Source organism: Bacillus sp. V33-4 (assembly GCF_002860225.1).
GTDB classification, from domain to species: domain Bacteria; phylum Bacillota; class Bacilli; order Bacillales; family Cytobacillaceae; genus Bacillus_BJ; species Bacillus_BJ canaveralius.
In genome coordinates this window covers 87,886-106,201 of record NZ_PGVC01000012.1, presented here as the reverse complement: position 1 = coordinate 106,201, position 18,316 = coordinate 87,886, and the positions used below count along the sequence as shown (strand labels likewise).

Here is an 18,316-nt window from a genome sequence, read left to right as displayed (position 1 = left end):
AAAACACAAAACAGCTCCTTTCATGAGGCACCGCCGGCTAAATAGCAGAAGGATACCGCACACAAAAAGAAGCTGAAAGAAGCATCTTTAATCCATTCGGTAACCCGGCTGTCATGGCATCTGCTTTAGACCCGTGGCTTTGCGTCTCCAACTTTCGTCGGATTTGCCTTTATCATTGGTTAATATTGTTGAATTATGTAACTTTTTTCCTGATCATATATTACTATTTTAAGTAAAACATTTCAATATTTTTCTATTAAAATTAAATATTCCCTTGTAGAACAAGTTTCTGTAGAGCCTGCAATCCATTTTAATTAGACCTTGAAAAAGATAAACATTTCCCTATCAGGCTTCACAGTATTGATCTTTACCTGAAAGAAAAGAGAAAATAAACTCTTAAAATTTTCGGCAAAAACATCAAGGACTGTTATCAGAGAAAAGGTAAATATTTAAGTTTTTCTAAGCCATTCATCTAATTATTTCAATTTCGGACTTGAAATAATAGACTATTAGTCTATAATGCTAGGAAGAAAATAGAAATAAAGGTTGACCGCTTGAAAAGGCGGAATAGAAAACCAAATTTTAAATTCACGGTTTTATATAAGAACAGTCTGGTATTCCATTTAATCCTAATGGAGTGCTTGTTTTGTGTTTAAGGGAATGGAGGAATACAGGGTGAGCCTTACTAAAATGTCACGGAAAGAAAGAATAGCAGGCTGGGGGATTCTTGCAGCCACTTTCTTTTGTTCAGGTTTGCTTTCTTTACCCGTCTACTATGAATATAGCGCGATTGGCGATATTGTCCCTGTTGAGGACATTGGGGTCGATGGCAGTGTTTATTTTACATATGTGGAAGGCGGCTACACAGAAAACCTGGCAGATAAGCTGCTTGTTGCCAAAACTGCTGTCCATGCCGAATTTATTCCGGTTGATCGGAACGTTATCGAGATGAACAATTTCTACATGGAGATGGATCAAGTTTATAAAGAAGAAACGATTCAAAATGCAGTTGACAGTGCCAGCGACGGTGCCGGGGAAGCAGCGGATGATTTAGAAGCGGAGCTGAACGAGATCGTCACCAAAACGGAGGAATATTACGGAGAGTCGTTCGGGCTCATGCTGGCATTAGGCTTGACAGAGCAATGGCACGGTCTGGATTTTTCAAAGGGGGGCAAATATAAGATAGCCGGGACTGGCACGCTCGAAGCTGACAACACGGTTGGGTCGATCGGGTACGTCAAAGCCAAGCTGTTCACAGCCGAGCTGAATAACGTCGATTATTTCTTTGTTCCGAAGGATAAGGACCGCTTTGAGTATGAAGGGCTCAGCAATGAAGAAGAAGCGAAAAAACTGGACGCGGAAGAAAACTTCCTGTTTGAAATCGTGTATGTCGATACATTGGATGATGCCTTGAAGTTTTTAGAGACGCTGCAGTAAGGGGGAAAAAGGTTGCTTGAATTACGTTCGAACCGCCTGAGTAATTTATTGGTTTTTTTGCTGCGGGCAAATGCAATCATGGCGGGAATTTATACCGTTAGCCAGATTATCTTTCTAATTAATGAACATTTTTATATGGACTATGCATACTCGATTGGTTCATTTACATATGCTTTCTATTTGATGCTTTTTTTTGTCATAGCGGTTCTATTTTTTATATGGATTTATCGGGTCCATCAGGATTTGAGACAGCTTGATTCCGCCTATCCACTGGCCCCAAAGGACGCTGCTATGATTATGATCCCGCCGCTTTCCATTGCAGGGCTAGCCTACACTTATATAAAGGTGGCAAGATTTTTTAAAAAGTATGAGATCCTCACCGGAAAAGCGGGCCGCAAATTACTTTGGCTTACTGGTTCTATTTACGGTTTAATTGCGGCAAATTCGATAATCAGATTTTATGAGGATAATATTTCTTTTGCGATTAGCGGCCTGTTAATGATTTTGTCATGCTCGGTTTATTTAATTGTAACGAGGGTCGTGCAAAAAGGAATTATCGTGCTTGCCAGCAATGAGGAGGAACTGGCGCGGATAAAGAGATTAGAAGCAGAAGCGGCCGCTGCTTTGGAGTCTGCAGCTGAGCAGTCAACAGCGCGAGTTGATACTGGTGAAGAATTGGATGTCAAAGAAGGGCCCGTGGAGGAGCAATCCATTCAGGTTGTAAAATATCCGTTCTTAAGTATATTGGTAAAGGCAAGGCTCACCATTCGGCAGCTTACTTCTGGCGAACAAAAATCACGTGTGTTACCGATCGCGATGTTGAATGGAATTATTACACTTTTCACTTCGCTTATCTCTTCCGAATACCCTAGTCCATGGTCTTGGTTCCCTACATTGATGATGATCGTGCTGCTGGGTGCTTTGGCGGGTATAGCTTTGCTCTATATTTATGGATTTTTATTTTTTATTGCCGGAAAACCGATTAAAGGAAAAGCTTCACAAAAAGAAATTCGCACGGCTTACGCCTGGATGAACATTCCAAGTTTTTGGGCGTTTTTTGCATGGCTGCCAGCTATCGCTTTTTTCCCTGAGCAACTGTTCACTGGCCAATTGCTTACACAGGAAAGCAATATCTTCCTTACGCTCATTTTGTTGTGTGCAAGTCTTTTTTATTCTGTTGGACTATGCTGGTCGATTGTGCTGTTAATGATTGGCTTGAGCGAAGTGCAGCGCTTTTCGATCTGGAAGGCAATTTTGAATATCTTGATCGCTGCTATTCCGTTCATTTTGATTGGGATTATAACTGCTGTATCAAGTGTCGGCGAAGATGTTGGTTCTAACGGGGAAGATATTTATTTTGAAGAGGAAGAAGCTGGACTCAACAGCGAAGGCATTGGTTTGTATGAAGAAGAAGATCTGGTCCGTCTTCCTTACGGTTATCTTGCTTATAATAAAATTGACTATTTGGGTAGTTCGGACTTATTATCAGTCGATTTGGCAAGAACTTATATCAGTGATGCCCATAATTGGATCTCACCTTTTGGGTATGGATGGTATTTTAGTTACTATCATTACCTGGAGCAACAGGATGAACAAAGTATTGGGGAAATCCGGGGTGATTATTATTTATATGTTTATGAGCTTCAAAACCAATCCCTGGCAAGCAAAGAAGAATATATACTGCCAGCTTCTCCTGATTACAAGCTAACCAAGCTGGCCGAAAATGCGTACAGGATCGACCTTCCATCCGGATTCCAGTATACTTTTAACGGCGTCAAATCAGAAACGGATCCTGACGGCGGCCGGCTGATGTCTATTCATCATCAGCAGGGAAGCGCAGTATCCTTGGAGTATGACGACAAAGGCAGGCTGACACGTGCGGCGAAACAGGATGGAACCTTTGCCGAATTTCATTATACCGGGGAATTGATCACTTCGGTTGTCGATGAAACGGGAAATGAAATTCGCTACGAATATTTGAATAATGAGCTGCGAACCGTGCGTTTTCCTGACGGTGCCAGCGAGACCTATGAATATGATGCTTTTCATCGGCTGAAGGTCGTGCACGCGGTTGATGGGACAACTTACGAATACTCTTACGAAAAGACCCGCAACCGTGTTGCCGGGATCAAGAGAAATGGCCACCATTTGTTCAGTTATAAGTATTTAGAAAATGAAGTTGTCCAGTATGATGCCCAAGATAGGAAGACCCGCTATATTTATGACGATAACAAAAATCTTATCAAAACAATTGATCATAACGGGCGGGAAATTACCAATTAAGCAGTTAAAAAGCGCCCTCCTTGATTTTTAAAGAGGGTGCTTTTGATTTGTGAAAATCAATTTCTTATCCAGGTCAAGCAGATGTGCTATATCGAGGGACTCTTATATCAGAAAGCTGGTGTTTGTTCATTTACATAATAGTTTTGTACGCCCGGCAACAAGGTAAGGATTTGAATAGCCAGCCCAACAGCCATATAGACTAAATGAACGGTATGAACATCATTTATAAAGTAAACCTGCAGCGTAATCCAAATTATCAATGCGAACCCGATATATAACGAATATGTCCAGGACCAATGTTTTTCAGCAAACACATTAAGCTTGTTGGCTGCCTTCCATTGCCACTTTTTCATCAGTGCAACAGCCAGGATTAATGGAACAACCCCAAACAAAGAAAGTAGAATGATGCCGGGAATGAGATAATCATTAAACGGAGATTGTTTAAGCAATGAGATCGGCATCTTTAACAAATTGCCGCTCGTATCAATGATGAGAGAAAAACCTCCAAATACAGCACCAACGCCCAAAAGCATATGAACAATAACAAGAAGTTTGCTTGCAATAGGACTGCTTCTAAAAAATTCACCCATGTTATGCCACCTTTCCACATTTTTTTACGATCATTGCATGGAAAGACTTCGGGGAATGTTTACTGCAATCCTTTCTTGTGACATAAAGGTTCACTATAAAGACACCAATTTAACAAATAATAGGATTCCGGCATTAAAAGTTTCTGTGATTCAAGGACTAAGCTATGCACCTGGACCTCGAAACACTACAACTCTCAGAAATTTTATGTTTTTTTGCTTAAAACTTGTTAAAAAAACTCTTTTTGCGTATTTTTCAGGAGAAGACTAACAAATTTGGTCGAATAATTTAGGTTTTAATAAAATAACTTACAATTAAAACCATAAATTTACATAAAATTACTTTTTAGAGTATTTAGGCAGAGGAATTAAGCGAAAAATGAGAGGAATTAAGCGAAAAGCCCGGTGATTTAAGCGAAAAAATCAAGAATCAAGCGAAACTCAGCTTTATTTAAGCGATACCATTATATGTAAGGCTAAGAACCTATTTAAGTTCACTTTTGAAACTGGTTTTATACTACTTACGAAGCTGATTTATATGGGCTTGATGGTATCTGTTATGATCAGCGATACTTTAACATAACAAACATTGTTCCGAACTATATAAATTGAACATAAGTTTTTCTTTAATTTCCGCTCCAGGCTCTTCGCTTTCCGCGGGCGTGCCGGGGAGCCTCCTCGGCGCTAGAAGCGCCTGTGGGGTCTCCCCTGCCCCGTCATCCCGCAGGAGTCTTCGCGCCTTCCGCTCCATTCAAACAGAAATTGTTTAGTTCAATTTATATAGATAAATATGTGCATTCGACCGGAAGATGTCTCCCCTAATCGTTTATGTCGTTCATATAATAGAGGGCTGAACCTTGTCCGGTTCAGCCCCCTTGTGTGTTTATTTTTCTTCTTCAGTAGTTTCTTCTTCGGTACCTGTTTCAGCTTCTTCTTCTGTACCTTCTTCAGCACCTTCTTCAGTGCCTTCTTCAGTATTTGTGTTTTCTTCAGTTTCTGTTCCTTCTGTGTCAGATTCTTCGTTGCTGCAACCTGTGGCAATACCTACTAACATGAACGATGCCATTAACACTAATAACCATTGTTTAAGATTTTTCATAGTTTTTTTGCCTCCTTAAATGTTGCAATTTGAGTTACAAGATATATCATAGAAGGATTTCAGCAAAATGAAAATATGTTTTCAGCACTCTTAACCAACGTTAACTGATTCTTTATATACGCTTAACGATTTTATTGAATTATTTAGAAAGTTCAAGACTTTCGCCCCGTTTAATTTTCAGAAGGGGGGCGAACAAACTACAAAGTGAGTTGGCTAAGTCTTTGCAATTACTTTGGCTTTCACATGTTTGATTTTCAATTTAGATTTAATTTTTGAAGTAAAAATGGAAATACCGAGATGGCTACAAGCGTTTTTTAATCGAACCTAAACTGAAAGCGAAAAGACGAAAAATGCGAGTATCGAACTGATACTCGCTAATTTATATATAAAACATACTGAAAATCAGCCGTTATCTTACGAAATATTCAATTCGATATACGGAATATCGTTTTCAATTCTTCCTCTCATTCTTGCCAACACTGCTTTAACATTCAAATTATATTCTTCAATATTCAAAAATTTTGATAGATAAACAAACGAATACACCTGTCGATAATTTAAAAAGAATTGAAGCCTGGATAGCCAACTTTTATCAAGATTGTTTTCTTGATTATAACCGGTCAAAAATGCATCCAAAAAATTCAGGGCGAATTTTTCTCTTCTTTCTTTTTCAGTCTCTGGAATAAGCTGAATGGCATGATACAATGATATTGCAATATCGTAAACAAACCAGTTATGCTCGCAATCGCCGAAATCAAAGAGGATAATCTTATCACCATTTATATAGAAGTTTTTCTGATGGAGGTCATTGTGAATTAATCCGTATAAATCCTTGTCCTTCGGGAGTTGTTGTAATTCATTGATGAAACTGATCCATTTATCATAAACATGTTGTCCGGCGGATTCTGGAAATCCGGAAAAAACTCTTCCTTCATTCCATTCCAGATGTCTGATTGCCGGATCCAGGGGTTGATAGGTTGGATTCGTGCGTTGCTGAGCTTTCATAGCGAGCAGGAAGCGATTGAATACATACTCGGCTTTTCGAATCGGATCAAAATTGTTGAACCGAAAGAGCTGCATAATAAGGTCATTGCTTCAGCAAGGGCCGCCATTGAGTTTCATAACGCCCCGTAATTACAAAAGGTTACTGCTGCAATCGAAATTACCGTCATTCGGGGGCGGATTTGGCTTCAACAACATATTCCTGCTTACGCGGATATATTTATTTTTCCGCAGATATTCGAATCCATTCATACATCTTACCTGAGTGAGCACAGATATATGGCTCCCGACGCGGATTTGTTTGCTCTTAACAAGTATTATCTAAAAAATTGAAGGAATAACGCTATATCTGACCTTCATCCCGCTTTAATTTATAATAATAGTCAGCAACCTCAGGGTATTCCTGTATTTCGCTTTTTCCAATGTTGCTAATCGTGTACGTTCCCCTCTTGATCTTATCAAACCATCCATAATAGTTTTTATTAAGAATTGACAAGGTTTTATCACCTGTTCCCATTTCCCGCAGCGATTTTGGGGATAGCGGTCCGAAGCAGTCAAGGCAAGTGGCGATGTGGATGCAATTTTCTTTATAGGCAGTCATAATTTTTGTTTTGTTGCTTCCGCCTACATTATAGTCACCGTTCCTTCCCTTGATTTCTGTCAGGATGTTAGCCCTTCTTTTCTTGTTGAGCTTCATGCTCTTCAATCGATCGAAGGACGCGGGTGAAAAAGGAATGTCCAGTTTTACGTTGTTCCGCTGAAATGAAACCAGGATCAATCCTAATTCCAGCCTTCTGATCAGATGACAAATGTCGCGCCATTTTTTAGAAAATAAGCTTTGTTTCGGCTTTGGTATTGCTATATAAACGCTGTCGGCAAACCGCTGTCTTTTCGTCGCCTGGATCAGCAATTCGACGTTCAATCGTAACTTCATTTCTACAACGATTAAATCTTCCCCCTTAACTGCGGCCAGATCGCAGTGGTTCACCTCGCCGTAAACTTCATATCCCTGTTGGGTAAAGTATTTTTGGACCGGTTTGTACAAGTCCATTTCGAATATTTTATCCTTTTTGCTCGGCATTTATATCCCCTTTTAATCCTTTTGGACGTAAGTATAACATTATTTGTAACAAATAACCTTTGCAATTTAGCATGGGAAACAGTAATCAACTCCAACAAATTCAATGCTGATAGAGGGATGATTTTTTCGTGTTTACACATCCTAAAATGAGGAGGTGAAAAGATGGAAAACCAAAATAACAACCAGCGCAACAACAAGGGGACCAACCAACAACAGAATGGCGGTGGCGGCATGTTTGATCAATTCGCCAACGCGATTTCCAAAGTGGTAAATAATATTACAGGCAATGGCAATAAACAACGTCATAATAATAACAAAAACAACCATTGATTTCGCAAACGCCATTTTTTGGCGTTTTTTTTAATTAAAACAAACTGCCATCGTATTCTATCCATAAAATGAACGTTGACCAGAAAACGCATACACTGTTACTTTAAACAAGGCTCCCATCCAGAGTGATAGGGGGAGTGTTTTGAAGTTAGTTAAAGGAAGCAAGGTGGAATACGAATCAGAGATCTATATTATCCATTGGATTTACGATAGTGGATATTGTGAAATCAAAAATGGCCACGTGATAAAATTGGTGAAACTATCTGAACTCACACCTTTAGAGTAAATTCTTGTATTTATCTGGTTTGGGAGTCATTAAGCACTCATGGATCATGGGTGCTTTTTTTTAGGGAAACAACTACCATTGAAAACAACAAGTAATTATTGTACTATATAAATACAAGCTGCATTGTACGTAAGGATAATAAAGTTTTAACCTTTAAGCTGTAATAGGGAGTTTTAATTGAAGCTGAAATGACGAGCCTCTGTCTATATGACAAGGAGGACAAGCAGGAAGGTTTCTGCGAACACCCACTTTGAGGAGTGGTGGTTTAAAACTTTCTTATATTAAATACGGCAAAGGCGGCTACATAATAACGCATACCAAACCAGTTTCCTATCGGGAACTGGTTTTTTTGTGTTTAATTGGGATAGCCTGCATATTTAAGCCTTTAAATGGTCACCTTATCCATGTGAACTACTTATGCTCCATATTTATGGAGAGCTTTTCATTTATCAATGAAAGTTAGATTCGTCAAACAATTACTTGCCTTTTCAGTACATAAAAGGGCTACCCACGCAAGGTAGGTAGCCCTAGCCATTTAAATATTTTGTTTTAAGTTACACAGATTAGCGAGTAGGCGCACCTGGTTGTCCAAATTGTCCTGCTAACTGAGATTGAGCTGTAGCAACAAGACGCTTTGTAATCTCTCCACCAACAGAACCATTAGCACGAGAAATTTGATCTGCTCCAAGCTGGATTCCAAACTCAGTTGCGATTTCATACTTCATTTGGTCGATTGCTTGTTGAGCACCTGGTACCAATTTATCACGGTTACCACCACGACGTGACATATTATCACCTCCTTTAAGGTTATTGTCTCTAATTTGTTTCAGTTATTACATTGTAAATTCTGGATTGAATATAAATAAGGAGAAATTCAATAATATGATTGTTGAGAGGAAGACCTGACATAATTGGCGAGCTGTCAAGCTCTTCCTCACTTCATCTCCTTTTTCTTATTTTGATTATGTTAAAAAGGGAATTGACGGCTTGCAATTCCCTTTTTAATTTTCCGAAAATTACCTATTAGTAACATCCATTTCAAGAACTCCAACATGACTGCAGTCCTTTGCAACTCTATTTTGCCTAAATAAAGAAACTTTCCTAACAACATAATCAATTCATTTATATCGAATAATACTAGTACCTAACATTGGAGGTATTGTATGAGTACTGCTGGCTGCAACCCGGATCGTTCAAATAAAGATTCAAACAAAAAGAATAATGAAGGACGATTGACATGGTGGCAGCTTTCATTGATGGGGGTTGGCTGCACGATCGGAACAGGATATTTCCTTGGCTCGAGCATAGGGATAAGCATAACTGGTCCTTCGATTGTCTTCTCCTTCATGTTGGCGGCAATCGGAACCTATATCGTATTCAATGTACTGGCAAAAATGACAGCCAAAGATCCGCAGGAAGGATCATTTTGCTATTACGCAAAGAAAGCCTACGGGCAGTGGGCCGGCTTTTCCTGCGGATGGAACTATTGGTGTTCCAACATTCTCATCATGGGAAGCCAATTAACCGCGCTTTCGATCCTGTCACGTTTTTGGTTTCATCAGATCCCTCTATGGATTTTTGCTGCTGGATATGCACTATTATCAATTATTGTCGTATTAATGGGCACAAATAGCTTTGATAAAGTTGAAGACCTTCTGGCCGTTGTGAAGGTTGCGGCCATTATCATGTTTATTATTCTTGCTGCTGCGGCCCTGCTTGGCTGGATAGATGGGGATGCCAACAGTCCCGGCCTTCCAACTTCAGCAAACGAGCTGTTTGCTGAAGGGTTTAAAGGGTTCTGGTCGTCCCTAATCTATGCTTTCTATGCCTACGGGGGGATTGAAGTTCTCGGACTAATGGCGATGCGTCTTAAAAACAAGAAGGACGCCCCAAAAGCAGGGACAGTTATGATATTCACACTGGCGGTAATCTATGTCGTATCGCTTGCACTTGCGGTGATTATGGTTACACATGGAGCATTCCATGAAAAAGAAAGCCCTTTTGTAACGGCTTTAGCCAACTATAATCTCCCCTTTTTTCCACACGTTTTTAATGGGGCGATTATTGTAGCGGGTTTCTCAACGATGACCGCGTCATTATTCGGGTTGACAAACCTGCTTGTCACCCTCGCTGAAGACGGCGATGCGCCTTCTTTTTTTGCCAAAAAGGTAAAAAAAATAAAAAATTTCCCACTTCCTTCACTAGGCCTGGCAGCTGTTGGCCTGTTGTTATCCATTATCACAGCCTTGCTTTTGCCTGGAAAAATTTATGAGTATATCACAACTGCAGCCGGGATTTTATTGTTGTACAACTGGTTTTTTATTATTATTTCATCGCTTCGAATCCTGGAATTTAAATTTTTAGGGAAAACGATTGCTTTTTTGGGGCTGACTTTAATTTTGGCAGCGATCAGCGGCACAGTTTTCGAAGAAAAGATTCGTCCTGGATTTTTTGTCAGCATATTCTTTATTATAATTATCGGTTTAATTGCTCTTAAGATGCGCAAAGTCTGGGATAAGGAAAAAACGCAAACCGGATAAATTCGTATGGGACATGAATAATACAAACAGACCCGGAATCGCGAGCTCCGGGTCTGTTTTTAGAACGTTATTTAGCTTCTGCTTTTTTATTTTTACTTTGTGAAGTCATTCCGCCAGACAGGATAAACTTCATGGCATCTTCCGGTTTCACATCAATAATTTCCACTTCGTCTTTCGGAATCAAAAACGTGAAACCAGCCACCTGGAACGTTTGCTGAACGTAAACTGCTACATAATCTTTTAAAGGATCATAAAAACTTGCCAGTTCTTCTGTTGTAATAAATCCGATGCTTTTGATTTCTGTGCCGGGGATTGTGATTAAGGCTACCTTTGAAAATGACTTTTTGTCCCCGAGAAAAGAATGGATTGTATCTTTGATAACTGAGTAGAGAGTTTTGACAATCGGAATATTTTCAAGCAACCTGTCAATGAGCCGAAAAATCGTTCCCGTTAAAAATTTCGTAGACAACCAGCCTAAAACCGTAATCAGGACAATCGTCGCAAGCAACCCAATCCCGGGAATATAATCATCCTTCAAATAAGGTTTCAGCACATTCCCAAGAATGCCATCCAAAAACATAAACGTTTTATAAACAACGTACACAACAAGAATAATCGGAACAATTGTCAAAATCCCATTAATAAAATTTCGTAAAATGATTTTCATTTTTCTAGCTCCCAGCGGTTTTATGTCATTCTTTGCGATTGGAATGTTGGTGGATATATCCACCGTTGGACCGAATTTTATCCGCGTTAGGTCGGCATTGTGTCGGAAAAGCAGTCGACTACATTTCGAAAAATGTGTTTCGCTCCACTTTGCAAACTCTTAATGCAAAGTTTTTGTACCACTCCGCCTTTCCCTTGTCCTGGGCCACTTTATGGGCGGAATTCTCCTTCCAGCCTTTGATAGCTTCTAACGAATCCCAGTAAGAAACCGTAATGCCCAATCCCTCATCGCGTGCACTTTCTACCCCTAAGAATCCAGACTGTTGCGAAGCCAATTCTACCATTTCCTCTGCCATTTTCCCGTATCCGTTGTCCACTTCAGTTCTTTGGGAAACGAAAATGACCGCATAATACGGTGGCTGTGGAGTTTTAGCAATTAAAGTCATAATTTTGTATCCCCCCAAAAAAATAACATAGTTTCTTGTATGAACACTTTATTATAACCGATACCATAAAGAGGACACATACAATTGGCGGCAGCCAATAAAAAAAAGACCAGCTGTTCGCTTGCAGCTAGTCAAACATCGTCTCTCTGTGTGGATTTCTTAAAAAGTCAAAAAGCATTTTTAGCTGGGACTCCGTATTCCTTTTAACAGAAATACTCGGCAGCTTATGTTCTGGAAAAAAATCGTTCCCGGATGTTTCGACCCCGATACTTGCCTTCCCGCCGATTAACTCACATTGAATAAACATTTTATAATAATGATATGGCTGCGGAGGATGCGGATGTTTATTCATATCCAGTAAAGCAAGTAACTTCTTTGGAATTACCTCATAACCAGACTCCTCTTTTATTTCTTTCACAATATTTTCAGACGGTGATAAGCCTATTTCACAAAAGCCGCCTGGCAAAGACCATTTGTTATCCAGCTTTTCATGTACCATCAGGATTTTATCATCCTTAAAAACAACTCCGCGCACATCAACTTTTGGCGTTTGATAGCCTGTTTCGTTCGTAAATAATTCTTTAACTTTTTCCATGTCCAGATCAGTGTGTTCGGCAATGATTTCAGCACTGATCTTTCGCAGCTCCTCATACCTTTCGATATCAAAGACATCTTTTGAAAAAGTTAACCCTGCTTGGGAGATTGATTGAAGCCGCTTTGCCCATTCCAGCCATTTATGACTCACCTCGAGAACACCCACTCTTTTAAAATCTTGATCAGCATCCAGCATATGCTTGATAACGCTGGATAAGATTGTTGATGTGATGATAGTTCGCACAGTGAAAACTCTCTGAAATCCGACGGCTGTGGCAGCGATTATTTTTTAATACAAAATGACTTCCCTCATCTCGAGATATCTTTCCAGTTTTCTTTTTATTCGCTGCAGGGCATTATCAATCGACTTTACGTGCTTGTTTAATTCCCGGGAGATTTCCACATATGAGTGCCCGTTTATATATAAAGCCAAGACTCTTCTTTCTAAATCACTAAGCTTTTCTGCCATTTTCAGTTCAATATCGTCGGCCTTTTCCTGGATAATGATTAATGCTGCCGGATCCATTTCTTTTGTACCGGATATTACGTCCATCAGTGTATGGTTTGATTCTTCCTCATAAATGGGCTTGTCCAAAGACACATACGAATTGAGGGGCGAATGCTTTTGCCGGGTTGCTGTTTTTACCGCGGTTATGATTTGCCTGGTGATACAAAGTTCGGCAAACGCCTTAAAAGAACTCAACTTGTCTTCTTTAAAATCACGTACCGCTTTATAAAGGCCAATCATTCCCTCTTGAATAATATCTTCCCGGTCTCCGCCGCACAGGAAGTACCTGCTTGCCTTGGCCCGCACAAAATTACGGTATTTTTGAATTAAAAAATTCAATGCCTCTTCATCCCCATTATGTACCAACACTACCAAAACGTCATCTTCTAAATTCGCATAATTTTCAATCAGCTTTACTCCGAAGCTTACACTCACTCATATCCCTCCACTGCATCTGCCTGAGTTTGATGTTTAAACTGAAACGTCGCCTCTTGTTTAAGGTAACTACCAGAAATTACAGATATAATATTAACGCAGATAGGCTTTGAAAGATATTCACAAATAACGACTATTCTCTACATTCTCTGTCTTAAAATAAGGGGAAAACTTCTGGTCCGAATTGTTTATCCCTTATGTTTGTCCAACAAAGAAGGTATTTGTCGAATTTTTTAATGAATTATTTGGTGATTTTGCTAAAAATTCTGATTACTAATAAAAAAGCTTGTTCTAGGACTGATTTTAACAAAGTGTGTTTTACTAATACGCCTTAGGATCGATTTATCATAAAGAAAAGTCATAAACTACCATTGAACACACTAAAAAATTATTGTAATATATTAATACAAGCTGCATTGTACGTAACGATAATAAAGTTTTAACCTTTAAGCTGTAATAGGGAGTTTTAATTGAAGCCGAAATGATAAGCCTCTGTCTATACGACAAGGAGGACGTGCAGGAAGGTTTCTGCGAACACCCACTTTGAGGAGTGGTGGTTTAAAACTTTCTTATATTAAATACGGCAAAGGCAGCTACATAATAACGATACCAAACCAGTTTCCTATCGGGAGCTGGTTTTTTTACGCTCATTTTTCAGTTCACTCTAAAAAATTTATGTTCTCCCCTATATTAAGCTCTTTCGCTTTTCTATATACTTGCCATGCCGCGGCCAAGTCTTGAAAAGCAAGTCCGACTGAACCATAAATTGTTATTTGATGATTACTTATTCTGCCGAGGGCTTCATCATTCTCTATTAACTCCGGCAATAATTCAGCGGGATTAAGAAGCCCCTGAACCGCAGATCGTGTAAGCAATAACGTATCCATAACAATAGTCCCTTCGTTTGGTCCGGTTTGGTGCAGATATTTCCGGGCTTACGACCCTTCAACGAGCAAAGACAACACCGCTAATGATATCAGAACTCCATACAAGCCCAAAACATATATTATTTATGAAATCAACTGAGAGAGGATGATATTGTGTCGCGTGAACTTCGTGCCACCTTGACTGGTCTGGATCCAGAATACGCCAGAAAATTGGCTAATGCCCTTAACAGATACTTAGCCAATCTGCATGTCGTGTACATTAAATTACGCAATTTTCACTGGAATGTCGTGGGTGTTGATTTTATTGATTTCCACGAAAAACTGGCTGAGCTCTACGAGGAAGTTGCTCTTGAAATTGATCGAATTGCTGAACGCATCAAAATGCTGGGGTTTTTTCCGCTTGCCTCTATGCGTGAATTCGTATGTTACGCAACTCTCGCGGAAGTCCCAAGTGCACCGTACGACACGGCGACTATCGCTTACGCGGTTGCCCATGATTTCGCTGCAACTGCACGCTACTTGCGTGAAGTCGATCAATTCGTGAGAGAGACAACCGATGAATTTACAATCGACCTGATTGCAGCAGCACTCGGCTTTTTGGAGAAACATGTCTGGTTCTTCACAGCCTACTTAGAAACAATGGGTTATGCTAATCCTAAAGGATCTTGATTGACAATCTGCAAAAAAACTGTACGGTGGAGGCCAATCTCGGTGATACGCCTCCTTCTTTAATAGAAAAGAATCAAGGATTTTTAATTATTTTTTCCTCGGTATCGTTAAGCTTCTCCAACTCTCCCCTTTAAGCTGTTTAGCGATATAAACGATTTGACCGATGTGGTACGAATAATGATACATCTGCCTCTCTATGGCCTCAATCACAGAATGTGGCTCGTTTCTGATCACTATGTTCTTCAGAAGATGTTCCTCGTTAAGCGTTGCTAATGCATGAAAAAATACATTCCATCCTCTATCCCATACCTCGTACAATTGTTCCCGGTTTGAAATTGTATTTTCAAATTCTCCATCCCGGTCGCGATCCGGTTTTTCACCATCAGAGTGTAGAAAATCTGTCCAGCGGGACACCATATTTCCGCTCACATGTTTCACGATTACAGCGATACTGTTGGAGTCGTCATTTGGATACCAAAAAAATGCTTCATCATCCAACTGTTCAAATGTCTTTTCGGTGGTCTTTTTCATTTCTTGAAATTGCAGCTTGATAACCCTTAAATATTCTGAAGATATATCCTTTTGAACAGTTGTCACGTTTAAATCTCCCCCTCGTTAATCATTGTCAATATTGTTGGTCCTTTCAACTTCTTTGTCCATACTCGAATCTCCAATACTAATATTAAAAAAGTAGAGCTGAATTCAACTCGCAAGGAAAAAATAACGTACATAAAAAAATGGCGTTTCAATCATAATAACTGATGTTTGATATAAAAAAGGAGGTCATGATATGGCTACACCAATTGGAGTTCATGAAACGCTTGAACTGCATGAATTGCTGATGTTTAAAAATGTTTGTGCAACAAAATCGGCTACCATGAGCACTTTAGCTCAGGACGACGAGCTGAAGAGGATCTTAAACGAGGACGTTAATAAGTCCAGACATCATATTGAGCAGCTACAAAATATTTTATCTTAACGGAGGGTAATACATGAATGAGTTTATGCAAAATGTGACGGGAACAGACGGAATGACTGACCAGGTAATTGCTACTGACTTATTAATCGCTGCAAAAACGGGTGTGAAAAGCTATGCAATCGCCTTGACTGAATCCGCAAATCCAGAAGTTAGGCAAGTCCTGAGAGGCCAGCTTGATGATGCGCTTGAACTTCATGAACGAATCTCCGCCTACATGATTTCAAATCAATATTATCATCCGGCGAATGTGGTTGAACAATTAAATATTGACTTGACTGCCGCACGCACTGCTTTACAATTTACTGAAAACAAATAGATATATTTCAACATATGTCATAAAGGAAAAGGTCATTCGTTTGTCTATCTGAATGACCTTTTCTTCTGGCCAACTCCACCGGCTGCTGCGTGGACAAGAATCGTATTACCTGCCTTTAATTCATAACTGTCTCTCGTTAAATACTGCGCTGTTAAGCCTTGTAGTAAGACAGAAGCCGCTGTTTCAAAGGAAATCTGTTCGGGTAGCGGAATCGCTTTTTCCACCGGAACGGCAACCAGTTCTGCATTGGCAAACGGGACATCCGCAAATCCAATGCGGTCTCCAACTTTGACTTTAGTCACTCCAGCACCGATTTGCTCGACAATCCCAGAGCCTTCATACCCCAATATGTAAGGTGGTTTTCCAGCAAGATAGTAATCGCCTCTGCGCCTGTAAATATCAGCAAAGTTAAAGCCAATCGCTTTGGTGCGAACAAGAATTTCCCCTCGAGCCAGTGAGGGATCTGGTACTTCTTGATATCTTAATACCTCAGCATTTCCAAATTCGTTAAAGCAAAGTGCTTTCATCATTTATCCCTCCTTTTAATCGATAAATTGTGAAGATGTGATTTTCTTGTTCAGTTCAGCAGCAGCAAATAATGCGTTCTTGTCCTGATCAATATCGCCCGGTTTGTTTCCTTTACCAAGTATATAGCCTTCAAATTGAACACCAATAAAATTAAAAATGTACTGAAATTGCTGGATCATCGGCAGGCCCTTGAGGTGCGGCTCATCTCCGCCAACCGCAATCACATACGCTTTTTTCGATATCATCCTGCTTTTAAAATCGGGATAGTTAGCATCTCTCAATGTTTGTGACCAGCGATCAATAAAGTTTTTCATAATTCCCGACATGCTATACCAGTAGATAGGAGTCGAAAATATAAATATGTCATGCAACAAGATCCGCTCAATGATTGAGTTGTAATCGTCACTTATTTCCTGAAACCCCGCTTCCGTATGGCGAAGATCTTCAACTGGCCTGATTTCGTAGTCCTTCAGGAATATTTTTTCCACGGTTAACCCCTGGACTGCCTGCTCGGTAAGAATCTCGGTATTACCATTTTTTCGGGTTCCTCCATAAATAACTGCAATTGTCATGCGGGCACTTCCTCCTTTTTCGACTGTACGATTCGATTAGCTTGTTGCCGGGTCACTCATATCTTATAATAAACCCATTAATCAAAAAAGCAGATTATTTTGATTGTATCGATCGAGAATAGCGAATTAAGCAGGTGACAATGTGGAGATTAAACAACTGATTACTTTTAAAATAGCTGGAGAAACTCTTAATTTTACCCAGACAGCGAAAATGCTGAATTTTGCTCAATCAAGCGTAACCGCGCAAATAAAAGCACTCGAAGCCGAACTTGGGACACCTTTGTTTGAGCGCCTGGGTAAACGGCTGATTTTAACCGAAGCCGGACGCGAGTTTAAATTGTATGCTGATAAAATGATCATGCTAGCCAAGGAAGCAAAACTGGCGGTGAACGGAGAGGAAAAAACAGCAGGCACGCTAACGATTGGGGCACAGGAAAGCCAGTGCACTTACCGGCTCCCGCCGATCTTGAAAGAGTTTAAGGCCCAGTTACCGAAAGTGAAGCTCATTTTTAAACCAGCCCATTCTGATGAAATGGTAAGGCAGCAGTTATTGGAGGGAAAGCTCGATATTGCCTTCATTATGGACAAACCGAAACCCGGGGATTTCCTGACAGTTGAGCCACTTATTCAGGAGCAGCTCATCATGGTTGCTGCGCCCGATCATTCTTTGCTGGCTAAAGCTGAAGTTTATGCTAAAGACCTTGAACACGAAACACTTTTGCTTACGGAAACCGGATGCTCATATCGCACCATTTTGGAAGAAAATTTCCGTTCAGCTGGAGTTTTCCCGTTAACTAAGTTCGAATTTGTCAGCATCGAAGCGATCAAACAATGTGTCATCGCCGGGCTTGGCATTGCCTTATTGCCGGCAATGGCAGTAGAAGCAGATCTTAAAATGGGACGATTGGAAAAACTGGCTTGGAAAACCTCAACAGCGCCAATTTTTACGCAAATAGCCTGGCATAAAGATAAATGGATCACACCCCCGATTTCGGCTTTTGTAGAGTTGACGCGGAAAACTTTTAACACATATCAGAATGCTTAAAACCGCTTCTACTCTTGTATGAAAAA

Annotated in this window: 21 protein-coding genes, 2 other RNA genes, 1 pseudogene and 1 riboswitch; of the genes and pseudogenes, 11 read left to right on the top strand and 13 right to left on the bottom strand. The window is 40.0% G+C overall.

Translation table 11 applies throughout. The features are described from left to right. Positions 1 to 95 precede the first annotated feature (95 nt). Positions 96 to 178: riboswitch (cyclic di-GMP riboswitch) on the bottom strand. A gap of 497 nt (positions 179 to 675) precedes the next feature. Both CVD23_RS05305 and CVD23_RS05300 read left to right on the top strand, forming a co-directional pair. Further along, complete coding sequence (locus CVD23_RS05305; protein WP_101576338.1) at positions 676 to 1,437, top strand: hypothetical protein; 762 nt, start codon at positions 676 to 678, stop codon at positions 1,435 to 1,437. Positions 1,438 to 1,449: 12 nt separating this feature from the next. Continuing rightward, positions 1,450 to 3,720, top strand: coding sequence for a YIP1 family protein (locus tag CVD23_RS05300; RefSeq protein ID WP_101576339.1), 2,271 nt, complete (start codon positions 1,450 to 1,452; stop codon positions 3,718 to 3,720). 107 nt (positions 3,721 to 3,827) lie between these two features. Here CVD23_RS05300 and CVD23_RS05295 read toward each other — a convergent pair whose 3' ends face one another. The 3 genes from CVD23_RS05295 to CVD23_RS05280 form a co-directional block, all read right to left on the bottom strand. Then, a complete protein-coding gene (locus tag CVD23_RS05295) occupies positions 3,828 to 4,310 on the bottom strand; it encodes a hypothetical protein (RefSeq protein ID WP_101576340.1) in 483 nt (160 codons plus the stop codon). Between the two features lie 880 nt (positions 4,311 to 5,190). Beyond that, entirely contained in the window at positions 5,191 to 5,406 is a 216-nt protein-coding gene (locus CVD23_RS05285; protein ID WP_101576341.1) for a hypothetical protein, read from the bottom strand. Positions 5,407 to 5,820: 414 nt separating this feature from the next. Next, complete coding sequence (locus CVD23_RS05280) at positions 5,821 to 6,411, bottom strand: phosphotransferase enzyme family protein (protein ID WP_125927712.1); 591 nt, start codon at positions 6,409 to 6,411, stop codon at positions 5,821 to 5,823. On the opposite strand from CVD23_RS05280, the gene CVD23_RS21615 reads away from it, so the two are divergent. Further along, complete coding sequence (locus tag CVD23_RS21615) at positions 6,295 to 6,540, top strand: WYL domain-containing protein (RefSeq protein ID WP_125927710.1); 246 nt, start codon at positions 6,295 to 6,297, stop codon at positions 6,538 to 6,540. The two genes, CVD23_RS05280 and CVD23_RS21615, sit on opposite strands and share 117 nt — an antisense overlap. 211 nt (positions 6,541 to 6,751) lie before the next feature. Here the strand turns inward: CVD23_RS21615 and CVD23_RS05275 are convergent, their stop codons facing one another. Then, positions 6,752 to 7,489, bottom strand: coding sequence for a DUF2161 domain-containing phosphodiesterase (locus CVD23_RS05275; RefSeq protein WP_101576344.1), 738 nt, complete (start codon positions 7,487 to 7,489; stop codon positions 6,752 to 6,754). Positions 7,490 to 7,651: 162 nt separating this feature from the next. On the opposite strand from CVD23_RS05275, the gene CVD23_RS21825 reads away from it, so the two are divergent. Next, a complete protein-coding gene (locus CVD23_RS21825) occupies positions 7,652 to 7,819 on the top strand; it encodes a hypothetical protein (protein WP_180955546.1) in 168 nt (55 codons plus the stop codon). Between the two features lie 398 nt (positions 7,820 to 8,217). Further along, positions 8,218 to 8,412, top strand: a non-coding RNA gene (gene ssrS, locus CVD23_RS05270) — 6S RNA. 256 nt (positions 8,413 to 8,668) lie between these two features. Here ssrS (CVD23_RS05270) and CVD23_RS05265 read toward each other — a convergent pair. Beyond that, complete coding sequence (locus tag CVD23_RS05265; protein ID WP_101576345.1) at positions 8,669 to 8,893, bottom strand: alpha/beta-type small acid-soluble spore protein; 225 nt, start codon at positions 8,891 to 8,893, stop codon at positions 8,669 to 8,671. Positions 8,894 to 9,268: 375 nt separating this feature from the next. Between CVD23_RS05265 and CVD23_RS05260 the strand changes: the two genes are divergently transcribed. Continuing rightward, positions 9,269 to 10,645, top strand: coding sequence for an amino acid permease (locus CVD23_RS05260; protein WP_101665388.1), 1,377 nt, complete (start codon positions 9,269 to 9,271; stop codon positions 10,643 to 10,645). 67 nt (positions 10,646 to 10,712) lie between these two features. Here the strand turns inward: CVD23_RS05260 and CVD23_RS05255 are convergent, their stop codons facing one another. The 4 genes from CVD23_RS05255 to sigH form a co-directional block, all read right to left on the bottom strand. After that, entirely contained in the window at positions 10,713 to 11,312 is a 600-nt protein-coding gene (locus CVD23_RS05255; RefSeq protein WP_101576346.1) for a DUF502 domain-containing protein, read from the bottom strand. Between the two features lie 118 nt (positions 11,313 to 11,430). Then, positions 11,431 to 11,757, bottom strand: coding sequence for an antibiotic biosynthesis monooxygenase family protein (locus tag CVD23_RS05250; RefSeq protein WP_101576347.1), 327 nt, complete (start codon positions 11,755 to 11,757; stop codon positions 11,431 to 11,433). 127 nt (positions 11,758 to 11,884) lie between these two features. After that, positions 11,885 to 12,502, bottom strand: a complete 618-nt coding sequence (locus CVD23_RS05245; RefSeq protein WP_180955548.1) for an NUDIX hydrolase — start codon at positions 12,500 to 12,502, stop codon at positions 11,885 to 11,887. 138 nt (positions 12,503 to 12,640) lie between these two features. Then, a complete protein-coding gene (sigH, locus tag CVD23_RS05240) occupies positions 12,641 to 13,294 on the bottom strand; it encodes an RNA polymerase sporulation sigma factor SigH (protein WP_101576348.1) in 654 nt (217 codons plus the stop codon). Positions 13,295 to 13,699: 405 nt separating this feature from the next. On the opposite strand from sigH, the gene ssrS (CVD23_RS05235) reads away from it, so the two are divergent. Further along, positions 13,700 to 13,894, top strand: a non-coding RNA gene (gene ssrS / locus CVD23_RS05235) — 6S RNA. Between the two features lie 59 nt (positions 13,895 to 13,953). Here the strand turns inward: ssrS (CVD23_RS05235) and CVD23_RS05230 are convergent. Further along, on the bottom strand, positions 13,954 to 14,181 hold the full coding sequence (locus tag CVD23_RS05230) for a hypothetical protein (RefSeq protein WP_101665387.1): 228 nt from the start codon (positions 14,179 to 14,181) through the stop codon (positions 13,954 to 13,956). Positions 14,182 to 14,334: 153 nt separating this feature from the next. Between CVD23_RS05230 and CVD23_RS05225 the strand changes: the two genes are divergently transcribed. Then, a complete protein-coding gene (locus tag CVD23_RS05225) occupies positions 14,335 to 14,850 on the top strand; it encodes a Dps family protein (protein ID WP_180955545.1) in 516 nt (171 codons plus the stop codon). A gap of 87 nt (positions 14,851 to 14,937) precedes the next feature. Here CVD23_RS05225 and CVD23_RS05220 read toward each other — a convergent pair whose 3' ends face one another. Then, on the bottom strand, positions 14,938 to 15,447 hold the full coding sequence (locus tag CVD23_RS05220; protein ID WP_219619910.1) for a DUF1572 family protein: 510 nt from the start codon (positions 15,445 to 15,447) through the stop codon (positions 14,938 to 14,940). A gap of 193 nt (positions 15,448 to 15,640) precedes the next feature. Here CVD23_RS05220 and CVD23_RS05215 point away from each other — a divergent pair, with 193 nt between their 5' ends. Beyond that, positions 15,641 to 15,829, top strand: a complete 189-nt coding sequence (locus CVD23_RS05215) for a spore coat protein (RefSeq protein WP_101576351.1) — start codon at positions 15,641 to 15,643, stop codon at positions 15,827 to 15,829. 13 nt (positions 15,830 to 15,842) lie between these two features. Continuing rightward, complete coding sequence (locus tag CVD23_RS05210) at positions 15,843 to 16,145, top strand: spore coat protein (protein WP_101576352.1); 303 nt, start codon at positions 15,843 to 15,845, stop codon at positions 16,143 to 16,145. A 65-nt stretch (positions 16,146 to 16,210) separates the two neighbouring features. Here the strand turns inward: CVD23_RS05210 and CVD23_RS05205 are convergent. Both CVD23_RS05205 and CVD23_RS05200 read right to left on the bottom strand, forming a co-directional pair. Next, positions 16,211 to 16,672: pseudogene (locus CVD23_RS05205) on the bottom strand (alcohol dehydrogenase catalytic domain-containing protein); the annotation flags it as partial. Positions 16,673 to 16,687: 15 nt separating this feature from the next. Continuing rightward, the gene (locus tag CVD23_RS05200; protein ID WP_101665386.1) at positions 16,688 to 17,245 is read right to left on the bottom strand and encodes a flavodoxin family protein; all 558 of its coding nucleotides are present in this window, start codon (positions 17,243 to 17,245) and stop codon (positions 16,688 to 16,690) included. A gap of 142 nt (positions 17,246 to 17,387) precedes the next feature. Here CVD23_RS05200 and CVD23_RS05195 point away from each other — a divergent pair, with 142 nt between their 5' ends. Further along, complete coding sequence (locus CVD23_RS05195; protein WP_101665385.1) at positions 17,388 to 18,290, top strand: LysR family transcriptional regulator; 903 nt, start codon at positions 17,388 to 17,390, stop codon at positions 18,288 to 18,290. Positions 18,291 to 18,316 lie beyond the last annotated feature (26 nt).

Coding starts and splice junctions, on each gene's coding strand:
- CVD23_RS05295 (WP_101576340.1), bottom strand. CDS start 4,310: ATGGGTGAATTTTTTAGAAGCAGTCCTATTGCAAGCAAACTTCTTGTT.
- CVD23_RS05285 (WP_101576341.1), bottom strand. CDS start 5,406: ATGAAAAATCTTAAACAATGGTTATTAGTGTTAATGGCATCGTTCATG.
- CVD23_RS21615 (WP_125927710.1), top strand. CDS start 6,295: ATGTTGTCCGGCGGATTCTGGAAATCCGGAAAAAACTCTTCCTTCATT.
- CVD23_RS05280 (WP_125927712.1), bottom strand. CDS start 6,411: ATGAAAGCTCAGCAACGCACGAATCCAACCTATCAACCCCTGGATCCG.
- CVD23_RS05275 (WP_101576344.1), bottom strand. CDS start 7,489: ATGCCGAGCAAAAAGGATAAAATATTCGAAATGGACTTGTACAAACCG.
- CVD23_RS21825 (WP_180955546.1), top strand. CDS start 7,652: ATGGAAAACCAAAATAACAACCAGCGCAACAACAAGGGGACCAACCAA.
- CVD23_RS05265 (WP_101576345.1), bottom strand. CDS start 8,893: ATGTCACGTCGTGGTGGTAACCGTGATAAATTGGTACCAGGTGCTCAA.
- CVD23_RS05260 (WP_101665388.1), top strand. CDS start 9,269: ATGAGTACTGCTGGCTGCAACCCGGATCGTTCAAATAAAGATTCAAAC.
- CVD23_RS05255 (WP_101576346.1), bottom strand. CDS start 11,312: ATGAAAATCATTTTACGAAATTTTATTAATGGGATTTTGACAATTGTT.
- CVD23_RS05250 (WP_101576347.1), bottom strand. CDS start 11,757: ATGACTTTAATTGCTAAAACTCCACAGCCACCGTATTATGCGGTCATT.
- CVD23_RS05230 (WP_101665387.1), bottom strand. CDS start 14,181: ATGGATACGTTATTGCTTACACGATCTGCGGTTCAGGGGCTTCTTAAT.
- CVD23_RS05215 (WP_101576351.1), top strand. CDS start 15,641: ATGGCTACACCAATTGGAGTTCATGAAACGCTTGAACTGCATGAATTG.
- CVD23_RS05210 (WP_101576352.1), top strand. CDS start 15,843: ATGAATGAGTTTATGCAAAATGTGACGGGAACAGACGGAATGACTGAC.
- CVD23_RS05200 (WP_101665386.1), bottom strand. CDS start 17,245: ATGACAATTGCAGTTATTTATGGAGGAACCCGAAAAAATGGTAATACC.